Annotated in this window: 15 protein-coding genes and 1 pseudogene; 6 read left to right on the plus strand and 10 right to left on the minus strand. The window is 71.2% G+C overall.

Features of this window, described 5'->3' with window-relative positions:
- The first annotated feature begins 95 nt into the window (after nt 1-95).
- The gene (locus tag ACGFY5_RS31915) at nt 96-1,079 is read left to right on the plus strand and encodes an NAD-dependent epimerase/dehydratase family protein (protein WP_392725668.1); all 984 of its coding nucleotides are present in this window, start codon (nt 96-98) and stop codon (nt 1,077-1,079) included.
- A gap of 85 nt (nt 1,080-1,164) precedes the next feature.
- On the opposite strand, the pseudogene ACGFY5_RS31920 reads toward ACGFY5_RS31915, so the two are convergent.
- From ACGFY5_RS31920 to ACGFY5_RS31945, 6 genes and pseudogenes are all read right to left on the minus strand, one after another.
- A pseudogene (locus ACGFY5_RS31920) lies at nt 1,165-2,490 on the minus strand (nitrilase-related carbon-nitrogen hydrolase); the annotation flags it as partial.
- An 86-nt stretch (nt 2,491-2,576) separates the two neighbouring features.
- The gene (locus ACGFY5_RS31925) at nt 2,577-3,623 is read right to left on the minus strand and encodes a hypothetical protein (RefSeq protein ID WP_392725671.1); all 1,047 of its coding nucleotides are present in this window, start codon (nt 3,621-3,623) and stop codon (nt 2,577-2,579) included.
- Nucleotide 3,624: 1 nt separating this feature from the next.
- The gene (locus ACGFY5_RS31930; protein WP_392725673.1) at nt 3,625-4,134 is read right to left on the minus strand and encodes a SigE family RNA polymerase sigma factor; all 510 of its coding nucleotides are present in this window, start codon (nt 4,132-4,134) and stop codon (nt 3,625-3,627) included.
- Nucleotides 4,135-4,155: 21 nt separating this feature from the next.
- Nucleotides 4,156-4,920, minus strand: coding sequence for a VOC family protein (locus ACGFY5_RS31935; RefSeq protein ID WP_392725675.1), 765 nt, complete (start codon nt 4,918-4,920; stop codon nt 4,156-4,158).
- Between the two features lie 61 nt (nt 4,921-4,981).
- On the minus strand, nt 4,982-5,623 hold the full coding sequence (locus ACGFY5_RS31940) for a response regulator (protein WP_392725677.1): 642 nt from the start codon (nt 5,621-5,623) through the stop codon (nt 4,982-4,984).
- Nucleotides 5,611-6,627: a sensor histidine kinase gene (locus ACGFY5_RS31945; protein WP_392725680.1), complete on the minus strand. Its 1,017-nt coding sequence runs from the start codon at nt 6,625-6,627 to the stop codon at nt 5,611-5,613. The genes ACGFY5_RS31940 and ACGFY5_RS31945 overlap by 13 nt, the downstream gene beginning before the upstream one ends.
- A gap of 111 nt (nt 6,628-6,738) precedes the next feature.
- On the opposite strand from ACGFY5_RS31945, the gene ACGFY5_RS31950 reads away from it, so the two are divergent.
- Nucleotides 6,739-7,854 (plus strand): alpha/beta hydrolase family protein, encoded by a 1,116-nt coding sequence (locus ACGFY5_RS31950; protein WP_392725682.1) that lies wholly within the window; start codon nt 6,739-6,741, stop codon nt 7,852-7,854.
- Here ACGFY5_RS31950 and ACGFY5_RS31955 read toward each other — a convergent pair.
- Both ACGFY5_RS31955 and ACGFY5_RS31960 read right to left on the minus strand, forming a co-directional pair.
- The gene (locus ACGFY5_RS31955; protein WP_392726363.1) at nt 7,851-8,498 is read right to left on the minus strand and encodes a LuxR C-terminal-related transcriptional regulator; all 648 of its coding nucleotides are present in this window, start codon (nt 8,496-8,498) and stop codon (nt 7,851-7,853) included. The genes ACGFY5_RS31950 and ACGFY5_RS31955 overlap by 4 nt on opposite strands.
- Entirely contained in the window at nt 8,498-9,730 is a 1,233-nt protein-coding gene (locus ACGFY5_RS31960; protein ID WP_392725683.1) for a sensor histidine kinase, read from the minus strand. The genes ACGFY5_RS31955 and ACGFY5_RS31960 overlap by 1 nt, the downstream gene beginning before the upstream one ends.
- Nucleotides 9,731-9,864: 134 nt before the next feature.
- Here ACGFY5_RS31960 and ACGFY5_RS31965 point away from each other — a divergent pair, with 134 nt between their 5' ends.
- The 4 genes from ACGFY5_RS31965 to ACGFY5_RS31980 all read left to right on the plus strand — a co-directional run bounded on the left by ACGFY5_RS31965 (nt 9,865) and on the right by ACGFY5_RS31980 (nt 14,022).
- Nucleotides 9,865-10,722, plus strand: coding sequence for an ABC transporter ATP-binding protein (locus tag ACGFY5_RS31965; RefSeq protein WP_392726365.1), 858 nt, complete (start codon nt 9,865-9,867; stop codon nt 10,720-10,722).
- On the plus strand, nt 10,719-12,212 hold the full coding sequence (locus tag ACGFY5_RS31970) for a hypothetical protein (RefSeq protein ID WP_392725686.1): 1,494 nt from the start codon (nt 10,719-10,721) through the stop codon (nt 12,210-12,212). The genes ACGFY5_RS31965 and ACGFY5_RS31970 overlap by 4 nt, the downstream gene beginning before the upstream one ends.
- A 107-nt stretch (nt 12,213-12,319) precedes the next feature.
- Nucleotides 12,320-13,255 carry an ATP-binding cassette domain-containing protein gene (locus ACGFY5_RS31975; RefSeq protein WP_392725688.1) on the plus strand — a complete coding sequence of 312 codons (936 nt, stop codon included), beginning with the start codon at nt 12,320-12,322 and terminating at the stop codon, nt 13,253-13,255.
- Nucleotides 13,252-14,022, plus strand: a complete 771-nt coding sequence (locus tag ACGFY5_RS31980) for an ABC transporter permease (RefSeq protein WP_392725691.1) — start codon at nt 13,252-13,254, stop codon at nt 14,020-14,022. Before ACGFY5_RS31975 ends, ACGFY5_RS31980 begins: the two co-directional genes overlap by 4 nt.
- Here the strand turns inward: ACGFY5_RS31980 and ACGFY5_RS31985 are convergent.
- The gene (locus ACGFY5_RS31985; RefSeq protein ID WP_392725693.1) at nt 13,964-17,071 is read right to left on the minus strand and encodes a BTAD domain-containing putative transcriptional regulator; all 3,108 of its coding nucleotides are present in this window, start codon (nt 17,069-17,071) and stop codon (nt 13,964-13,966) included. The genes ACGFY5_RS31980 and ACGFY5_RS31985 overlap by 59 nt on opposite strands.
- Nucleotides 17,068-18,450, minus strand: coding sequence for an MFS transporter (locus ACGFY5_RS31990; RefSeq protein WP_392725695.1), 1,383 nt, complete (start codon nt 18,448-18,450; stop codon nt 17,068-17,070). Before ACGFY5_RS31990 ends, ACGFY5_RS31985 begins: the two co-directional genes overlap by 4 nt.
- Nucleotides 18,451-18,507 lie beyond the last annotated feature (57 nt).

Consider the following 18,507-nt stretch of genomic DNA (forward strand, 5'->3'; position numbering starts at 1 on the left):
CTTTCCGACGACAGATATCAACAATTTAGGCGCCGCCGACCTCCCCGCGGCCCTTCGCGCCGATCTTGGAGCGGCGAGGCTCTACGCTCTGGCTCGTGAGCGGCATACGGCGAGTAGTGGTGATCGGGGCGACGGGGCACATCGGCAGCTACCTGGTGCCGCGGCTGGTGCGGGCCGGGTACGAGGTCGTCGCGATGAGCCGGGGTGAGCGGGCGCCGTACCACGACGCTCCGGAGTGGCAGTCGGTCGAGCGGCTGGCCGTGGACCGGGACGCGGAGGATGCGGCCGGGACGTTCGTGGGGCGCGTTGCCGGGCTCCGCCCGGACGCGGTCGTCGACCTGATCTGCTTCACCCCCGAGTCGGCGCAGCAACTGGTCGACGCGCTGCGCCCGACCCGGCCGCTCCTGCTGCACTGCGGAACGATCTGGGTGCACGGACGGGTCGCGCGGGTGCCGGTCACCGAGGACGAACCGCGTACCGGCTACGGGGAGTACGGCGCGGGCAAGGCAGCCATCGAAGCGCTGTTGCTGCAGGACACGGGCGTTCCGACAGTCGTGCTGCACCCCGGTCACATCACCGGCCCGGGCTGGCCGGTCATCACACCGGCCGGGAACCTCGACCCCGACGTGTGGCGACGACTGGCCACGGGCGAGCCGCTCGCGCTCCCGGCGCTCGGGCTGGGCGTGCTGCACCACGTGCACGCGGATGACGTCGCCCAGGCGTTTGAAAAGGCCCTGACGACGCCGGCGGCAGTCGGTTCCAGCTTCCACGTGGTGGCTCCGCAGGCGATGACTTCGCGGGGGCTCGCCGCCGGGGCAGCGGCCTGGTTCGGTCGTGAGCCGGTGCTCGACCTCGTCGAATGGGACGAGTTCGAGGACCGGGTGGGGCCGGAGCACGCGGCGATCACCCGCGACCACATCGAACGCAGCATCACCGCCGACATCACCCGGGCGCGATCGGTTCTCGGCTACGCACCGAGGTACTCCGCGCTGGACGCCTTGCACGAGGCCCTGTCGTGGCTGGCGACGAACGGTCAGGCCGACGTGGACGGCCAAGAACTGCGAGCCCAGCCACGCTGACGACGCACAGCCACGCGAAAGTGTCGCCGACCGTCCCGTATACCGTCCGCGTCCCACGCGTAGGCACGTACGCGACCAGCGTCGGATCGGCGCCGCTCCGGAAGTAGTCGGTGGACGCGAGCACCCGACCCCGCGAATCAACGACCTCGGACGTCCCCTCCATCGCGGGCCGGACGATCGAATAGCCGTTTTCGATCGCGCGGAACCGCGCCGTGCGGGCGTTCGGCGACGCGATCCCCCGCCAGTCGTTCGACGGCACCAGCATGACGTCGACCCGCTTCTCGCCGCCCTGACGCAACAGCGCGGGGAAGTACCCGTCGAAGCAGATCACCGCCGAGAACCGTCCGAACGGGGTGTCCGCGGTGGGCACCACGCCGTCGCCGGGCTCGTACGGTTCGAGCACGGGGATCGGGTGCGCCTTCCGATAGGTCCACAGCAGCGTGCCGTCCGGGGCGATCAGCGCCGACTGGTTGTCCACGTATGGCGCGGCCCGGGTGTAGACGGTCATCCCGACCGACAGATAGATGCCGTGCTGCTCGGCGAAGGCCCGGAACCTGGCCAGCATCGCCGGTTCGTCACGTTCCATCGTCACCACGGCGGACTCCGGCCAGGCCACCAGCTTCGCCCCCGCGTCGGCCTCGCGGGCGGTTCGGGCCAGCAGATCGTCGACGACGTGGTCGAACGCGCGCCGGAGCACGGCGGGATCCGCCGCGTTCATCTCTTCGACCGACTCGTACGGCGCGATCCCGTCGATCGTCTGCTTCCACGCGGCCGGTGCGGGCGCGACTCCCGCGACGCGTACGGTCCCGCCCGGCGACTCGCCGATCAGCCGGATCCCGCCAACAGCAAAAATTACGACCATCACTCCGACGTAAGTCAGCAGCGTGGTTCGGGCCGGCCGGTCCCAGCAGGTCACCACCACCGAGGCGAACCAGGCCACGACGAACGTGACCCCGTAGATCCCGGTCACCGAGGACAGTTGCGCCAGCGGCAGGTTGCCGTGCTGGGTGGCGCCGAGCACGCCGTACAGGCCACCGACGGGCGTCATCGTCGACACCGCGAACTCGACGACGACCTTCGCGAGGGGAAACACGAGCGTGCTCAGCAGGGTCCACCGCCGGAGGCCCGGCGTGACCAACCGGTCGGCGAGGTAGGGCAGCGTGAACGCCAGGCTCAGCGCACCGGCGATCGCGAAGAGCGCGGGGCTCGCCAGGTCCGCCTGCCACAGCCAGACGACGACGTCGAGCGCCATCACCGGCCACAGCCAGAGCCACGCCACCCACCAGCGGCTCTGCCGGGCGAATCGGAGCAGCAACACGTTGCACAGCCAGGCCGCCAGCGCCACGTCCCAGCGGGCGTTGATCGCGAACAGCGACAGCGCGGCGCCACCGGCCAAGTAGAGAAATCGCACGTCCGAACGCTAAAAAGGACGGTGGCCGACGGTAATGCGGTCGACCACCGTCCTCACTGCGAAAAACCGCACCTCGCGCTGCGTCCCTAGCGCACGAACGGGCGCGTCCAGTTCTTTCGGTCGTCGGGGTCGTTGACGAGCGTCACCGTCGACGCCACCCGGCGCGGCCCGTCGACGTCGAGCAGGGGCGCGGCCCCGGGGTTGGCCACCGACAGCACCCCGACCATGTCGTCGCCCTTCTTCACCGTGGCGAGGTCGTCGGGGACCGCGTTCGCCGCTCCGGCGTCGTACTCGGAGTCACCGGGCAGGACGAACGGGACGCGCGACTTCACGGTCTTGGGGTCGTTCGTCGCCGAGACCGTGACCCAGGCGTCGCCCAGCCACCGGCCGTCGCCGTTGAACTTCACGACGCCCGCGTAGACGCCGTCCGGGCCCCTCATCGTCGCCGCTCGGGACAGTTTCAGCCCGGCCGGCTTCGGCACGGCGAACGGCATCCGCACGAGCGTGTCCGCGTCGGTGTGCAGTGCCTGCGCCAGCCGGACGGCCAGGTCGACGGGGTTCTCCGAGTCGTAGACCTCGACGGTCGCCCAGGCGGTCGGCCCCCAGAACCACCAGAGCTGGCCGCTGCGGTCCGAGGCTCCGTCCGGGAGAAGCCAGTGGCTCGGATTCCCGTCGTTGTAAATGCTCTTCGCGTTCTTGGACGGCCACTCGTCGCCCGGCAGCACCTGACCGGTTCCGTTGGTGCTGATCGAGGCGAGCGGCTCGAGGTCGTCCCGGAGCAGCGTGATGCGCTGGTACGTGGTAGCGGACTCGTGCACCTCGCCGACCACGTCGTCCGGGCGCCAGTTCAGATCGATCGTGAACCTGGTCGGGTCGAACACGTGCTGCGCTGTGGGGTTGTACTGCCCGGGAACGGTGGCGACCGGGGCGGGATCCTCGGTCCGCGTCAGCGGCAGCAGGGCCACGACCAACCCCAGCGCGATCACCGCCGCGCCGGACGTCAGCCAGCCGACCCGGCGCCGCAGCCGACGGCGCTTCGCCCCCGCGATCACCTGTCGCGGGTCGATCCGGCTGGGCGGTGGTTCGTCGGCGACGAGGGTCCGCAGCAGCGAGCCGGCTCCGTAGTCGTCCATCTCAACTCCTCGACGCCGTGGCGGCGTTGTTCTCCGTCAGGGCTTCGCGCAGCTTGTCCAGTCCCCGGGCGGCTTGGCTCTTCACCGTTCCCTGGCTGCAGTGCAGCGTCTCCGCGGTCTGCTCGACCGAGAGGTCGCAGTAGAAACGCAGCACCAGCACGGCCCGCTGGCGCGGCGGCAGGTCGCGGAGCGCGTCGGTCAGGACGAGCCGCTCGGCCACGTCGGGGGACGCGACGCCGGCCACGTCGGGCGGCCGGTCGAGCAGCACCACGCGGCGGGTCCACGCGGTGCGCTGCTCGGCTAGGAAGACACGGACCAGCACCGTCCGCGCGTAGGCGATCGGTTCCCGCGCCTGGGCGGCCTTTCCCCAGTGCAGGTACACCCGTTCCAGTGCGCCCTGGACGAGGTCGTCGGCCCGATGCCAGTCCTGGCAGAGCAGGTATGCGACGCGTCGCAAACTCGGTAAGACGCGGTCGACGTACTCCAGGTACGCCTCGTCGTCGGTGGCCACCGAACCTCCTGCTCTCGGGTCTCACCCTGCAGATGTAGGTGGGGGCGAATCGGGTTGCACGAGATCTGCTGCGTTCTCGAGTGCGGTGGCCGCGCGTTCGCGTTCCTCCGGCGTGAGCGAGACGGCCGCGACGCGGTTGAACAGGGCCGATGCGGTCGCGCTGTCACCGAGCACAAGGGCCAGTTCGGCGCGGTACGCCAGCAGTTCGACGAGCGCGACGGGGTCGTCGGTCGCGTCCGGCCGGGCGAGCGCGGTGTCCAGGATCCGCACCGCCTGCGCGGTATCACCCCGCGAGTCCGCCTGCACGACCGCGTTCGCCAACGCCGTGGTCAGCCGGCCGCCGGCGACGTTCGCCGCTCGCGGCTGACGTTCGGCATCCGGCGCGGACCCGGGTGACGTCCGATGCACGACGCGGATCCAGTTGCCGCCCGGGTCGATGACGCTGAACCCGGTCACGCCGCCGTAGTTCTTCCGGGGCCGGGCGCGGGTCATCCGCGGCAGGCCGGAAACCAGCACCTTGCCGTAGGTGGCGCGCATGCCCGCCGCGAACGCACGGTGCAGGCCCTCGACGTCCGGCGTCACCACCAGGCACGAGCCGTACGACTGCTCGGGGTCGAAGCCTGCTATCTCGAAGAAGTGCAGCCCGATCGCTTCTCGCTCGACCACCACGTGCGGGTTCGGTTTGCGCTGCTTGTACGTGGTGCGAAAGCCCAGCGCCACGTAGAACGTCTCGATGTCGTCGATGGAGGAGCAGGGCAGCAGAGGCACAGTCACTTCGTCGGCCATGCCTCGTTCCTAGGCGACACGACCGCTTACGTGCACATGGAAATGTCCGTTCGGAGGAGGCTCAGCCCTGCAAATAGGCGAGGACGGCTCGGACGCGGCGGTGGTCGGTGCTGCCCTCCGCGGGGAGCCCGAGCTTGAGGAAGATCGAGCCGATGTGCTTGCTCACGGCCTTCTCGGTGACCGTCAGCGCCGTGGTGATCGCGGCGTTCGACCGGCCCTCCGCCATCAGCGCCAACACCTCCCGTTCGCGCGGGCTCAGCCGGTCCAGCGGTGTCCGCGCGAGCAACCGGCGGACGACCTGCGGATCGATGACGCATTCACCGGCCGCGACCCGCTCGACGGCGTCGACGAACTCGGCGACCTTGCCGACGCGGTCCTTCAGCAGATAGCCGACGCCCGCCGAATCCGGCGGTTCGAGCAGTTTCCCGGCGTATCCCACGGCGATGTACTGGCTGAGCACCAGCACCGACAGCCCCGGGTGCTCGCGTCGCAGGTCGAGCGCGGCACGCAGCCCCTCGTCGGTGAACGACGGCGGCATCCGCACGTCGGTGACCACGACGTCGGGCCGGTGCTCCGAGACGGCACGCGCGAGAGCGTCGACATCACCGACGGCGGCCACCACCGAATGACCGAAGCGGGTGAGCACGGCGATCAGCCCTTCGCGGAGCAGCACCGCGTCGTCGGCGAGCACTACGCGGAGCACGGCAGGTCCATCCGCAGCACGGTCGGGCCGCCGCGCGGACTGTTCAGCGTGAGGCGGCCGCCACGCGCGTCGACGCGGTCGACGAGACCGATCAGCCCGGAGCCGTCGCCGGGCTTGGCCCCACCGATGCCGTCGTCGCGGACCTCGACCGTCAGCGTCGAGCGCTGCACCGCGCCGGTGACCGAGATGTGGCTCGGCCGGGCATGACGCATCGCGTTGGTCAGGGCCTCCGCGACGACGAAGTACGCGGTCGACTCGACGGCAGCGGGAAGGCGGTCAGGCACGTCGACCGCCACGGTCAGCGGAACACCGCAGCCCTCGGCCAGCTCGGCGATCGCAGCGGAAAGGCCCAGGTCGGTGAGTACCCGGGGGTGGATGCCACGGACCAGCGCCTGCAGGTCGGCCAGCGCTGCCGAGGCCTGCTCGTTGGCCTGGACGACGAGCGCGTGGGCGGTCTCCGGATCGTCGCGCTCGAGCTCGGCGAGCCCCAGCGTCATGCTCAGCGCGACGAGCCGCTGCTGAGCCCCGTCGTGCAGATCGCGTTCGATCCGGCGTCGTTCCACCTCGAACGCGTCGATCAGCCGGACGCGCGAGCGGGTGAGCGTCCCGGGCCGGAGCAGCGACTCCGCGACCCACCCAGCACCGGATGCCACACCAGTGACCACACCCCACGCAATCACGAGCACCAGCGCCAGCGGAAACACCAGGAACAACCCGGGCTCCCCCACCCACATCATCACCAGCAGCAGCCCCGGCACCGCAACCGCCACCCACGTACCGAGCACGTTCACCACGAGCAGCACGCTCGCCAGCAGCGCCACGTACGCCACCTCGCGCCGCGTGACCCGCGCCTCCGGCGGCACCGACCGTCCCAACAACCCCAACCGTCGCCGTTCCAGCGCGAGCAGCGGCCGGATCGCCGGTGGTAGCAGCAGCGACAACACCGCGAGAAGGCCGACACCCACGCCGGAAACCACGTAGGCCAGCGCCCGGATTCCTTTCACGACGGTGACGGTACGCATCCGGAGCGGCCTTGTCGGTGGGGCTTGCTCCCCGATCAGAACGGGGTCGCCGCCCACTGCGCCGAGCGATCCCCAACCGCTTCGCTGGACCGCATGTCCAAACGACTGCTCGCCGTACTCGTCGCTCTCGCTCTGTTCGCGGTCGGGGCCGCGGCTCCGCCGCGGTTCACGCTTCCCGCGCCTACCGGCCCGTACGCGGTCGGTACCACGTCACTGCACCTGGTCGACGTCCATCGAGCCGATCCGTGGGTGCCCACCGATCGCTCCCGGGACCTGATCGTCCAACTCTGGTACCCGACGGCCACCGTCCGGGGATATCCCGCGGTGCCGTGGCTGGCCCCGGCGGCCGCTCGCGCCTACGAGAAGGCGAACGGGCTGCCGGTCTTCGACTGGCCGATCACCGCCGGTCACGAGGGTGCCCCGGTGGCGCGTGCGCCGCACGGGTGGCCGGTGCTGCTCTACTCCCCCGGCCTCGGGGGTCACCGGGGTGAGGCCACTTCACTGGTCCAAGGCCTCACCGCGAACGGATACCTCGTCGTCACGATCGACCACGTGCACGATTCGCGGGTCGTCGAGATGCCGGACGGGCACGTCGAGCCGTCCCGGCTGCCCGCGCTCACGCCGGCGAACGAGCTCGCGGTCACCACCAAGGCGATCAACTCCCGGGTCGCTGACGTCCGATTCGTTCTCGATCAGCTCATCGCGAGGTATCGAGGTGTGATCGACGAGCACGCGATCGGCATGCTCGGCCACTCCGACGGCGGCGCCACGACCGCTGCGGCGATGGACGTCGACCGCCGGATCGCCGCCGGGGTGAACCTCGACGGAACGCTGTGGACACCTGCGGCACAGCGGGGCTCCGACCGGCCGGTGCTGCTGTTCGGCCGCGACGACCAGACCCGCACGACCGACCCCACCTGGGCGAAGTTCTGGGCCCAGCACCGCGGGCCGAAGCTCCAGCTGAATCTCGCGGACTCCGGCCACGGCACGTTCCACGACTTCGTCGTCCTGCTGCGCCAGGCGGCGCCGTACCTCGGGCGCACACCGGAGGAGCTCGAAGAGCCGATCGGCACGATCGACGGCGAGCGCGCCGTCGAGATCGAACGCCGCTACGTGACCACGTTCTTCGACCAGCACCTCCGCCGCCACCCCTCACCACTACTGACCGGCCCGTCCCCGGACTACCCGGAGGTGACCTTCACCCCCTAGCGGTTGCTGCGGAGCCAGGTCAGGACGGCCAGGACGCGGCGGTTGCCGTCCGTCGTCGGCGGTAGGTCGAGCTTCGTGAGGACGTTGCCGACGTGCTTGCCGACGGCGGCCTCCGACAGGAACAGCCTCTTGGCGATCGTGGCGTTGGAGTGCCCCTCGGCGACGAGCGCGAGTACGTCCCGCTCCCGGTCCGACAGCCGGGTGACCGGGTCGTTGCGCCGCCGCAGGAGCTGCCGGACGACGTCCGGGTCGACGACCGTGTCCCCGGCGACGATCCGACGCAGCGCGGTGACGAAGTCCGCGACGTCGACGACTCGATCCTTGAGCAGATAGCCGACCCGCCGACCGTCGCCGGACTCGAGCAGGTCGGTCGCGTAGGCGTGCTGGACGAACTGGCTGAGCGCTACCACCGCCAGCCCTGGATGGCGTTCCCGCAGCGTGAGGGCCGCGCGTAGCCCTTCGTCGAGAAAGTCGGGCGGCATCCGGACGTCGGTGATCACCAGCTGGGGGTCGACGCGCGCGACGGCGTCCAGCAGAGCGTCGCCATCTCCGACGGCAGCGACCACCTCGAACCCGAAGCGGCCCAGCACACCGGCCAGCCCTTCGCGGAGCAGCACTCCGTCCTCGGCGAGGACGGTCCGGATCAGTTCCACGGCAGCTCCACTCGCAGCCTGGTCGGGCCTCCGTCCGGACTGGACAGCAGGAGCCGACCGCCCACTGCTGCGACGCGGTCGGCCAGGCCGGTGAGTCCGGTGCCGCGGTCGGGAGATGCGCCGCCGCGTCCGTCGTCGCTGACGGCGACAGTGAGGGTCGGCCCCTCCCGCGCGAGGGTGACGGTCGCAGTGTGCCCGTTACTGTGCTTCGCGACGTTCGTCAGCGCCTCCGCGACCACGAAGTACGCGGTGATCTCGACGTGCGGCGCCGGCCGACCCGGCAGCGACGCGTGGACGGCGACCGGCACCGGACTGCGATCGGCCAGCTCCCGAACGGCGTCCGGCAGACCGAGCTCGGTGAGCAGCTGCGGGCGGATGCCGTGAATGAGCTCACGCACCTCCACCATCAGGTTCTTCGCCTGCTGATGGGCGTCGGCGACGGCATGGGCCGCCGGGGTCTCGTCGTCCAGCAACACCTTGGCGACGCCGAGCTGCAGCGTGAGGCTGACCAGCCGCTGCTGGGCACCGTCGTGCAGGTCACGCTCGATCCGGGTGCGCTCGGCCTCGAACGCGTCGACGAGCCGCGACCGCGACCGCGTGACCTCGATCAGTTCCTCGGACTCCCCGAGCATCGCCCTGGCGACGGCACCGTGCGCCCAGGCGGTGAGCGTGACCAGGTACGGGAGCAGCAGGAGGACCACCAGGCCGGCGACCGCGTACGGCAGGGCCTCGGCCACCGTGGTCACCGCTCCCAAGCCGAGCACGACCGGCCCGTCCCCCACCGCCAACGGGGCGACCAGCCAGCTCGCCGTCAGCACGAGGACGAGGGCCAACGCGCTGTACAGCACAGCGCCCGCCGTCAGGAGCAGTAGCGCGTAGGCGACCTCGCGCCAGGTCGCCGCCTCGGTGTAGCGGGTGCGGAGCCAGCTGCCCGGCGACACCGGCCGGTGCCCCGAACGGACGACGCTGTAGCCGAGCAACCGCAGCCGCGCCCGCTCCACGTCGGCGAGGGGCAGCGCCACGAGCGGCCCGAGCCCGACGACCAGCCCTGCTCCCGGCACGATCCACACCGGCTCGTGCCGGGTAAGCGCCAGCAGGAACGGCAGCCCGAGCACCCCGAACGGCACCGCCGCCGCCACACCGACCGGCACCGTCGACGCGACGAACGCGGTCGCGCGCCACGGCCACAGGCTGAGCAGGAAACGACGGTCGAAAACGTTCACCGACGCCAGTGAACCGCCCACGCAGGCCGATGTCGGTAGACCCAGCTCTACTCCGAGTCGATGGCTGCGGTCCGTGTGCGAGGAGCCGTCCCGCTGGTGTGCTCCGACGCATGCCCAGATCGGAAGGCCGCATGATGCTGGAACTCGTCGACCTCACGAAGGACTACCGGAACAAGAAACGCGCTGTGGACGACGTCACGCTGCGGTTGGACGCCGGTGTGCTCGGTCTGCTCGGTCCGAACGGTGCCGGCAAGTCGTCGCTGATGCGCATCGCGGCCACCGTGACGCGCCCGACCGGTGGCCAGGTGCGCTTCGACGGCGTCGACGTCGTGAAGAAGCCGGACGCGCTGCGGCGCACGCTTGGCTACCTGCCGCAGGACTTCGGCGTCCATCCGCACCTGACCGCGCTCGAGTTCCTGTCCTATCTCGCCGCGGTCAAGGGCCTGTCGCGGCGCACGGCGCGGACGCGGATCCCGGAACTGCTGGAGCTGGTCAACCTGAGCTCCGCCGCCAAGCGGCCACTGGGCGGCTACTCCGGCGGCATGCTGCGTCGCGTCGGGATCGCCCAGGCCCTGCTCGCGGACCCGCGCGTGATCGTCGTCGACGAACCGACAGCGGGCCTCGACCCGCAGGAGCGGGTGCGTTTCCGCACGCTGCTCAGCGATCTGGCGTCGGACAAAGTGGTGTTGTTGTCGACGCACATCGTGTCGGACCTGGAGACGGTCACCGACGACATCGCGGTGCTGGCCGGAGGCCGGCTGGTGCACCGCGGAAGCCTCGACCGGCTGCTGGACACCGTGGCCGGGCAGGTGTGGGAGCTGACCGTCGCCCCGGCCGACGTGCCCCGGCTCCAGGCCGGCTACCCCGTGACCCGGCTGATCCGGACACCGTCCGGGGTTCGCGTGCGGGTGCTCGCGCCGTCCTCGCCGAGTCCCCACGCGGAGCAAGCCGTGCCCGACCTGGAAGACGCCTACCTGGGCCTGGTCCGATGATCCTCGCCGTAGCCCTGGCCGGCTTCCGCGAACGCCGCCGACGCCCCGCCTACGCGATCGTGCTGCTCGCCGCCGTCGGCCTGGGATACCTGGCGGTCCCCGCCACGAGTTCGCACTGGACGATCGTCAGCCTCGGTGATTATCGGGGGGTCTACAACAGCGCGTACACCGGCACTGTCGCCGCACTCGCCGGCGCGCTCTGGCTCTGCGTCGGCGGGTTCTACGTGGTGCGCACGGCGCTCGCGCAGGACCGGGCGACCGGCGTGCGTGAGCTGCTCGTCACGTCCCGGCTGCGCAGTGCGTCGTACCTGATCGGGACGTTCCTCGGCAACTTCCTCGTGCTCGCGTCGATGGCCGGCGCGTTGGCGCTCACGGCGGTGCTCATGCAGCTGGCGCGCGGTGAGTCGCACTCGATCGCGCCCGGTGCGCTGCTGCAGCCGTTCGTGCTGCTCACGCTGCCGGTGCTGGCGGTCACCGCCGCGCTCGCGGTGTTCTGGGAGACCGTTCCCGGGCTGCGCGGCGGCCTGGGGAACGTCGTCTGGTTCGGCGTCGCGCTGGTAGGGATGATCGCCGCGCAGTCGCCGACCGCCCCGCTCGGTGGTCTCGGCACCGGTCTGCTCACCGACTCGCTGCAGGCAGCAATGACCTCGCAGGGCCTGCGGCCGGAGGACGGCGCGATCGGGTTCATGTACCTCGACACACCGCCGACCACGTTCCGCTGGAACGGTCTGCCGCTCTCCGCGTCGCTCGTCTCGCAACGCGCGCTGCTGGTGCTCTGCGCCGTCGTGGTGGCGCTGGTGCCCGCGCTCTGGTTCGGGCGGCTCAGTCCGCTCCGGTCGTCGGATGGCCCCGCGCGGCCCACCGGTGATCTCACGACTCCGGATGCTCCGCCGGTCGCCTATCCGCGCGGCGCCGTGCTGGCTCGTTCGACGTTCGGCCGGCTGGTCGTCGGGGAGGCGCGGATCCTGCTCTCCGGCATCTCGCGCTGGTGGTGGCCGGTCGCCGTGGTGCTGTTCGTCGCGGCGATCGTCGTACCGCAGCGGGCCGTCGCGCCGCTGTTGCTGGCGTCGTGGGGGTGGCCGGTGCTCGTCTGGTCGCGGCTCGGGATGCGGGGCCGGGACGTCGGCGTCGACACGCTGCTCGCCGCGTGCCCGGGGCCGGTGGCGCGGTTGCTGGCCGAGTGGATCGCCGGGGTGGCGTTCACGGCTGTGGTCGGCGGTGCGGCGATCGTGCGGCTGGGTTTGTCCGATTCCATCGGCGCAGTGTTCATCCCGTCACTCGCACTGCTGCTCGGGCTGGTCAGTGGTGCGCCCCGCCTGTTCCAGGCCGGGTACCTGACGCTGTGGTGGTGCGTCGTGAACGAGTTCGCGGGGCTGGACTACCTGGGTGTGGTGGCCGGCGGTCCCGGTTCCTGGGAGATCGCCGCCACGGCGCTGGTGCTCCTCGGTTCGGCCGTCGCCGTGACCGTCGTCCGCGAGCGGCTTCGCTGAGCCGACGCACCCCGGAACCGCTCGGAACCAGGCTCGGAACCACGGTGGAACCGCCGTGAATCCACGGCCCCTCACAGTTCTGGCAAGCCCCTGACGGAGGAGGAACCGTGACCAGTCCCCAGCCGGCGATCGCAGTCGCCGGGCTGCGCAAGTCGTTCGGCGAGCAGGTCGTGCTCGACGGCATCGACTTCGACGTAGCCGCCGGAACGATTTTCGCCCTGCTCGGCCCGAACGGTGCCGGCAAGACCACGACGGTGCACATCCTGTCGACGCTGCACTCGGCGGACGCCGGTGAGGTCCGCGTCGCCGGGGCCGACCCCACGAAGAACCCCGACGCCGTCCGCCGGGCGATCGGCGTCACCGGCCAGTTCTCCGCGGTGGACGGCATGCTGACCGGCGCCGAGAACCTGAACCTGATGGCGAAGCTGCACCACCTGGGACGCGGCGAGGGCCGCAAGCGCACCCGGGAACTGCTGGAGCGGTTCGAACTGACCGAGGCCGCCAACAAGCAGGCGTCGACGTACTCGGGAGGCATGCGGCGTCGCCTGGACCTCGCGATGACGCTGATCGGCGACCCGAAGATCATCTTCCTCGACGAGCCGACCACCGGGCTCGACCCCCGCAGCCGGCAGACGATGTGGGAGGTCATCCGGCGGCTGGTCGCCGACGGCGTGACGATCTTCCTCACCACGCAGTACCTCGAGGAAGCGGACCAGCTCGCGGACCGCATCGCGGTCCTCGACCACGGGAAGCTCGTGGCCGTCGGCACTGCTGCCGAGCTGAAGCGGCAGGTCTCGGGCGGTCACGTCCGCCTGGTCTTCGCCGACCTCGCCGCGCTGGACGCCGCTTCCGCCGTGCTGCCGGAGGCGGAGCGGGACGGCCTGGCGCTGACCGTGCCCGGCAACGGCAACGTCCGTGCCCTGCAGTCGCTGCTCGATCGACTCTCCGCCGCCTCGATCGAGGTCGAGGAGTTGTCGCTGCACACCCCGGACCTCGACGACGTGTTCTTCGCCCTCACCGCTTCCAAGGAGATCGTCCGATGACGTACGCACTGAGTGACTCCGCAGCGATGTTCCAGCGAAACATGACGCACCTGCGGCGAAATCCGACAGCGATCATGGTCTCGGTGCTCATCCCGGTGTTCCTGCTGCTGCTGTTCGTCGGCGTCTTCCGCGCTCTCGGGCAGGCCGCGACGACCGGCGGTGGCGACTACATCGACTACCTGGTCCCGGGCATCCTGCTGATGACGATCGCGTACGGCGTGCAGTCGACGACGCTGGCCGTGAACCAGGACATGACCGAGGGCGTCATCCAGCGGTTCCGCACGATGGCGATCGCACCGTCGTCGGTGATGACCGGACACGTGCTGGCCGCGGTGATCCGGACCCTGGTCAGCGTCGCGCTCGTGCTCGGCGTCTCGCTCGCACTGGGGTTCCGGCCGGACGCCGGCCCGCTGGAGTGGCTCGCCGTCCTGGGAATCGTGACGCTGATGACGCTGGCGCTCGCGTGGTTGTCGGTCGCCGTCGGTCTCGCCGCACCGACGGTGGACTCCACCGGTGGCTTCCTGATCATCATCCAGCTGCTGCCGTTCATCAGCAGCGCGTTCGTCCCGACGGAGACGATGTCCGGCGCGGTGCGATGGTTCGCGAGCAATCAGCCGTTCACGGTGATGATCGACGCGATCCGGGCGCTGTTCTCCGGCGCTCCGGTCGGGTCCGACGGGTGGGTCTCCGTCGCCTGGTCCGTCGGGCTCACGCTGGCAGGCTACGTGTGGGCACGGAGGGCGTTCCGACGGATTCGCGTCCGCTGACCGCCGCATGGGCGGCGAGCAGGGCCAGGGCGGCGGCCGGGATCTCGTCACGCGCGAGCGTGGCGTAGCTCTCGACCGCCGCCCGATAGGCGTCCGTGTCCGCGACCCGGTCGCGGATCCGCTCACCACTGCTGATCGACGACGGGAAGCCGCCTCCGCCGAGGCTACAGAGTTCGGCCAGCGCGATCAGATCGCCGTCGGGTCGCACCGCCGCGAGCGCGGTGAGCACCGCGCCGCAGGCGGACATGCTCGGTGACGGGTTCCCCGCCAGCAGCGTCGCGGGGTCGATGTCCGGGATCAGGTCGAGCCGGTCGGCCCCCGCGTGGGCCAGCAGGGCCGCGGACTGCGCCTCGGCCGCCCACGACAGCCCGGAGGACGTCGCGTCGTCGGAGTCCTTGGCGATCTCGACGACCTCCCGCCAGAGCCGCAGCCCGGCGTCGACGTCGCCGCGCTGGAGCATGAGCTCGGCCCGGAGCGCGAGGTCGAACCCGTACATGGTGGTGCGTTCGTCGGGATCGTGGCGCATGCACTCCGCCAGCCAGCGCTCCGCCTCGTCGAGCCGGCCGGCACTCAGATTGGCGAACACGAGCGCCCACCGGATCCGCGTCGCGGTCGCCCAGGCGCCCAGCTCGGTGAAGACGTCGAGCACGACGGTGAAGTGCATCCGCGCTTCCTCGGTGCGGTCGGTGCCCAGCAGCTCGCCGACCCGGGAGTGCGCGGCCGCGCGGATCCAGCGGTTGCCCGCGTCACCCAGCACGCGGAGCGCGCGTTCGGCGGTGGCCAATGCCGTCTCGCGGTCACCGGCGGACTCGGCGGCGTAGCTCAGGACGCTGTTGGCGACCGCGGCGAGCATCGGTTCCGGCCTTCCGGCGAGCTCCCGGATCTCGTCGAAGTCGCGGCAGCGCAGCACCGCGTCGGCGGCGCTGACCAGCGTCGTCGGGCGTGTCGGCGGGAGACGCCGCGCGGTCACCAGCGACCGGGCCGCCCGTTCGGGCTGGAGCAGGCCGACGCTGATCGCGGTGAGCACCGCCGCGACGCGCGCGACCTCGACGCCGTCCGGTTCGGGCCGGTAGTGCGACAGCGCCCAGGCCGGTTCGTCGGGCAGCGTCAGCAGCTTGGTGAGGTTCGACTCGACCATCCACAGGCCGCCGAGCGCGGCGACCGTCGCCGCGATGCTCGGCCCGTCGGACCGCTCGATCGCGAGCCGGAGCGCGAACGCGAGGTTGTCCTGCTCGGCGCGGACCTGGTGGACCGTCCGCACGAAGTCGGGGCCGAACAGCCCCTCGTGGTGGGCGGTGCCGAAGTCGCGGGCCCAGGTGAGGAAGCGGTCGCGGACGCTGTCGTCCTCCCCGGCCTCCGCGCGGCGCAGCGCGCTGAACTCCCGCACGGTCTCCAGCATGCGGAACCGCAGTTCGGAGCCGGTCTCGACGACAGTGAGCAGCGACTGGTCGACGAGGTGGGCGAGCGTGTCGTTCTCGATGCCGAAATCCTCGGCGGTCTCACCGGGAAAGCCGCCGGGGAACACCGACAGCGCCCGCATCGCGGCCTGGCTGGACGGCGTCAGCAGGTGCCAGCTCCAGTCGATGACCGCCGACAGCGTCCGGTGTCGTTCCGGCGCGTCCCGCGAGCCGCCTCGGAGCAGCGTGAACCGTTCCTGCAGCCGGTCGGCGATCTCGCGCACGGGGAGCGCCCGGATCCGCGCGGCGGCCAGTTCGATCGCGAGCGGCAGACCGTCGAGGTGCCCGCAGATCTCACTGACGACGTCGTCCGGCAGATAGGCGCCGGGACGCACGGCGCGGGCGCGCTGCCGGAACAGCTCCTCGCTGTCCCGGGCCTTGAGCTCGGGCAGGAGATGGATCGCCTCGGACGACAGGCCGAGCGGAGTGCGGCTGGTGGTGAGCACACGCAGGTTCCGGCTGCCCGCCACCAGGCGGTGGACCAGGTCGGCGGCGCCGTGGATGACGTGCTCGCAGTTGTCGAGCACGAGCAGCGACGAGCCGAGCGCGTCGACGATCCCGGGAATGTCGGTGGGGCCCTCGGCGATACCGAGGGCGGTCGTGATCTCGCCGAGGACGTCGCTGTCGGCCGCCACGCCGGCGAGCGCGATGAAGTGGACGGTGCTGTTGTCGGTGGCGCGCGCCACCGCTTGCGCCAGGCGCGTCTTGCCCAGTCCACCGATGCCGACGATCGACGTCACGCGGGAGGTGCGGATGAGCGCGGCGACCGCGGCGAGGTCGTCGTCGCGGCCCAGCAGGGGGTTGGGGTCGAACGGGATGCCGTGGTGTTCGGTGCGGGGCTTGGGTCGGAGGAGCTCGGTGTACGTGGCCTGCAGTTCTGGGCCGGGGTCGGCGCCGAGTTCGTCGCGGAGGGTGCGGCGGTAGGTGTCGTAGCGGGCGAGCGCGGCCGCGGGGCCCTGGGTGGTGGCTTCGGCGCGGAGCAGTTCCGCCAGGATCTCCTCGTCGCGCGGGGCGCTGTCGTGCAGCTCGGTCAGGGGCCCGACCGCGTCGGCCCACCGCTCGAGCCCCGCCAGCGCGAGCGCCCGCGCCCGCGCCAGCGCCCGGTAGGTGGCCACGCGCTCCGCCCGGAGCTGCCCGAGCGGATTACCGGCTGCCTCGCCCGAGCCGATCGCGCCGGCGGAGCGGCCCGTGGCGGCGGCCGGGTCGGGGGCGAAGAGGGTCAGGCCGGCTTCGGCGGCTTCGAGGGCGGCCGGGTGCGCGTCCCGTCGGGCTGCTGTTGCGGCTTCCGACGCTCTGAGCAGCACTGCCGTGGCGTCGACCTGTTCTTCGGTGAGCGCGAGGCGGTAGCCGCGCGGCGTGTTCACGATCAGGTCGGGCCCGAGCGCCGACCGGGCCCGGAACACCAGCGCCTGGAGCGCCTTCGTCGGATGCTCCGGCCGTTCGTCGGGCCACAGCTCGTCGATCAGCCGCTCGGAGCTCTGCCCGGACCGCAACTCCCCCGCCAGCAGCGCGAGAAGGTGCCGCACCCGGGGGCCGACGACCTCCACGCCGCGAAAGGCCACCCGGGGCAGCAGGACGAGCTCGACGGTCACACGCTCAGGCTAGTGACCTCCGCCTGGGCCTCGCGCTGCTGTCGGAGCAATAGGAACGCGAGCACGAACGCGGCGACGAGCAGCGCGGTCCCCACCGCGAACGCGGCGTGGTAACCGCTGGTCAACGCGACGGCCCTGCCTTCGTCGAGCATCGATTCGGTGCGCGCCGCCGCGAGTGTGGACAGCACGGCCACACCGAGGGCCATCCCGATCTGCTGCGTCGTGTTGAACAGCCCGGACGCCAGGCCGGCGTCGTCCGCCTTCGCGCCGGACATGCCGAGCGACGTCAACGCGGGCAACGCGAGCCCGAATCCACCCGCGAGGAACATCAGCGGCAGCAGGTCGGTGACGTAGTCGGCGCGCACCGGTACGCGGGTGAGCAGCGCGAGCATGGCGATCAGCAGGAGGATCCCGGCGAGCAGCACGGCCCGCTCCCCGAACCGGGCGTTGAGCCGCGCCGCGACCCCGAGGGAGACAGCGCCGATCGTCAGCGCGGCGGGCAGCATCGCCAACCCGGTCTCCGCGGCCCCGTAGCCCTGGACGTTCTGCAGGTACAGCGCGAACAGGATCTGGAAGCTGAACAGCGCCGCGACCATCAACACTTGCACGCCGTTCGCCACCGACACGCTGCGTGTCATGAAGATGCGCAGCGGCATGAGCGGCGTCTTCGCGGTGGCCTGGCGGACGACGAACCCGATCAGCAGCGCGAGGCCTCCGACGCCGACGAGCGGGGTCTTCGTGACGACCGCGGAGATGCCTGCCATCAGGCCGCCGGTCACCAGGACCGCGCCCACGACGTCGGCACCGGCTTCGAGGCCGATCCCCCGGTCGTCGGGCAGAGCCGGAATCGCGAGCGCGATCGCGGCGATCCCGATCGGCAGGTTGATGAAGAAGATCCAGTGCCAGCTCAGGGCATCGGTGAGCACGCCGCCCACCACCTGCCCGATCGAGGCCCCCGCCGCCCCGGTGAAGCTGAAGACCGCGATCGCTACCGATCGCTCCTTCGCTTCGGTGAACAGCGTCACGAGGATGCCGAGGCTAACCGCGGCGCTCATCGCGCTCCCGATGCCCTGCAGGAAGCGGGCGACGATCAGGATCTCGGGGCCGGTCGCCGCGCCGGCGAGCAGCGAGGCGAGCGTGAACACGGTCGACCCGGCCAGGAACATGCGCTTGCGGCCGATCAGGTCGCCGAGGCGTCCGGCGAGCAGCAGGAAGCTGCCGAATGCGATCAGGTAGGCGTTGACGACCCAGCTCAGCCCGGCGGGTGAGAGCTCCAGGTCGTCCTGGATGGCCGGCATCGCGACGGTGACGATGCTGCCGTCGAGCACGCTCATCAACAGGCCGGTGGCGATCACGCCGAGGGCGATCCAGCGGGACATGACGGTCCTCCCGTAGTGGCTACAGGTAGGACAGTAGTAGATAGTTTTGTTGCAGAC

It is taken from the genome of Cryptosporangium sp. NPDC048952 (genome assembly GCF_043197895.1).
GTDB lineage: Bacteria > Actinomycetota > Actinomycetes > Mycobacteriales > Cryptosporangiaceae > Cryptosporangium.